Source organism: Candidatus Binataceae bacterium, from assembly GCA_036495685.1.
Classification (GTDB): domain Bacteria; phylum Desulfobacterota; class Binatia; order Binatales; family Binataceae; genus JAFAHS01.
Genome location: DASXMJ010000192.1, coordinates 1 through 2,209 on the forward strand (window position 1 = coordinate 1; position 2,209 = coordinate 2,209).

At 55.0% G+C, this 2,209-nt stretch carries 3 protein-coding genes; all 3 read left to right on the forward strand.

Going from position 1 to position 2,209, the window contains the following annotated elements; translation table 11 throughout:
• The first annotated feature begins 109 nt into the window (after window positions 1–109).
• Window positions 110–367 carry a hypothetical protein gene (locus tag VGI36_17925; protein ID HEY2487027.1) on the forward strand — a complete coding sequence of 86 codons (258 nt, stop codon included), beginning with the start codon at window positions 110–112 and terminating at the stop codon, window positions 365–367.
• Window positions 368–1,282: 915 nt separating this feature from the next.
• Window positions 1,283–1,717 (forward strand): hypothetical protein, encoded by a 435-nt coding sequence (locus VGI36_17930; GenBank protein ID HEY2487028.1) that lies wholly within the window; start codon window positions 1,283–1,285, stop codon window positions 1,715–1,717.
• Between the two features lie 50 nt (window positions 1,718–1,767).
• On the forward strand, window positions 1,768–2,209 hold a 442-nt coding region (locus VGI36_17935), incomplete at its 3' end, for a hypothetical protein (GenBank protein ID HEY2487029.1).

Sequence of the window (2,209 nt, forward strand, 5' to 3'; positions counted from 1 at the left end):
TAGAACTCCGTTTACGCTAATCGCGCTCTCGCCTGCTGCCGAACAGTTTCTCAATCGTCTTAACGGGGTAAAAGACGCGTTTTGGGTGTGAGGGAAGCGGGATGAAATCGTGCCGCAAATAGAACTCGCGTGCCCTCTCATCTTTGGCGTCAACGGCTACGACCGCCGACGCAACTTCACCCGTATTCGCCAGTACACGCTTGAATGCATCGAGCAGCAGCAGTTCGCCAATGTTGCGGCCGCAGAAGTCCTGCTGACGGCCGATCTCCTCAGCAGAGTTGCTGGAACATTTGGGTACCGGGGGAGCTTTTTCGCAACGTTATCAGGGAGGTCGCTAAGGCTTATGACGTGGGCCGAAAGCGTATAGAAACCGGCGATAGTGCGTCCATCCGGCGTGATGACAAAGACTGCCGCAACATGCTTGCTGGCGTCCTGACCAGCTTGTTTTTGCAAATATCGGTCTAGCGCTTCTGCCCCACATGAAAAATCGGCCCGATTGTGCTGCTCTCCGAGCGGTTCAACTTGATACTCAGCCGTGTCCTGCTGTCGATTCACGAAGCGCGCAATCGGGTTCTGTAGCGCCGGGCGGCCGTACATTGCAATGGAAGTGAGAGTTCGTTGCGGGAAGCTTCGACGCTCTCATTCCTGCAAGAATTGGGGTACTCTTCCGGTGCCCCGGATCGGCGCATCGAGACGCCCATCTGAGTTCGGTTTTTTGCTTGACAAAAGCTACATGTGTGGCATATTGAAAATGAAGACATATTCAATCTCAGGGGTCGCACAACTCTTACGGATAGACCGAAAGACGCTTTATCGTTGGATTCGAAATAAGTTGATTCCAGTTCCAAAACCGGGCGTCGTTGATGGTCGATTGGCGAGAGTTTGGACAACTGACGAAGTCACGGCAATTAAGAAGCACATGACTGAATCTTACTGGGGCAAGGGGATTGACAGAAGAACAGGTAAGAAAGCCAAGAAGAAATAAGCGGGACGCGCCGGTGTATCTAGCACCGACACGCCCCTAACCAAAGTCGCACCGGAGGTGCAACAATGGCTGCAAAAGAAGTTATCCACTTTCCATTCCTCGCGCAACTCGCATCGCGCTCATTTTTTCCGATTCAACTCCCTCGCGAACCGGTCGCTGAATCTCCTCCCAACTGATTCCTAAGGCTGGCGGTATCGATTCCTGTCGGACGTCTGACCGCTCGCTATCCGTGTGTCTCAACACCTCGATCAACTGCCGGACTACGGCGTTCCGGCCGAAAGCAATGGAGAGATTTCAATGCAAAAAGCCCATCTGTACGAAGCAATCCTATTAGTGAATCGCGGGGTGGATGAGGCCGTGCGCGGCCTCGAACGCCTCAAACGGGCGAAGGACTCGGAGCTCGATTCCAGCTGCTTCGATGAAGAGCTAATCCTGTTCGAGGATCATCGCGCGCGGCTCAATTCCTATGTCTGCGGCGCCCTCCAGCGCGTAGAGGAGCAGGACTCCGCTCGATTTGAAATCCGATACCGCGAATACCAGAAGAACACACTAGACGAAGTGCAGGTCTATCACGACGTGCGCGTCGTCGAAGATCGCCGGCGCGTCGAGGGAAAACCATCGAAGGTGCGGTTCTTCACGCCCGAAGAGCAGCGCGAATGGCAACGGCAGTACCCCCAGACGTCCGCTGATTTCGAGAACGAACCAAATGTTGCTCGAGGGGAACAGACATGAAACTCGCTCTGTTCCGAGAAGTCTTGGATTTGAATCAGGCATTCGAACAGGTGATGCGCGGCCTCACAAAACTGGAGAAGGTTCGAGCCTTCAGTACGGAACAGATTCGGCGTGTCCGCGCCGAGGTGGAGACTGCCCGTGTCGATGCGAATCGGGAATTCTTCGACAACTTTGACGCCATGGTCGAGGACGACGCGTCATGGGCCTACAAGTTTCAGCGCGAGTACGACCGGAAAACCAAGGATCTTGACGACGTGTATTTCGATGTCAAAGACGCCGAAGACAGGCGCAAGAAGAAGGGCTTGCCGCCCCGCGTGGCGATCCTCCCTGGCTGGGATATAAGCGACGAGGACCGCTACGACGAGGAAGAGGCTGAGAAGAAAAAACGGGCCGCAAGGAAAAGAGCGATCGCGGCCAAGCAGCACAAGACCAGTTCTGGGGGGAGTAAAAAGCGGTCGCAGGCGGCTGCAGCTCATCGACCGGAAGGGGAGG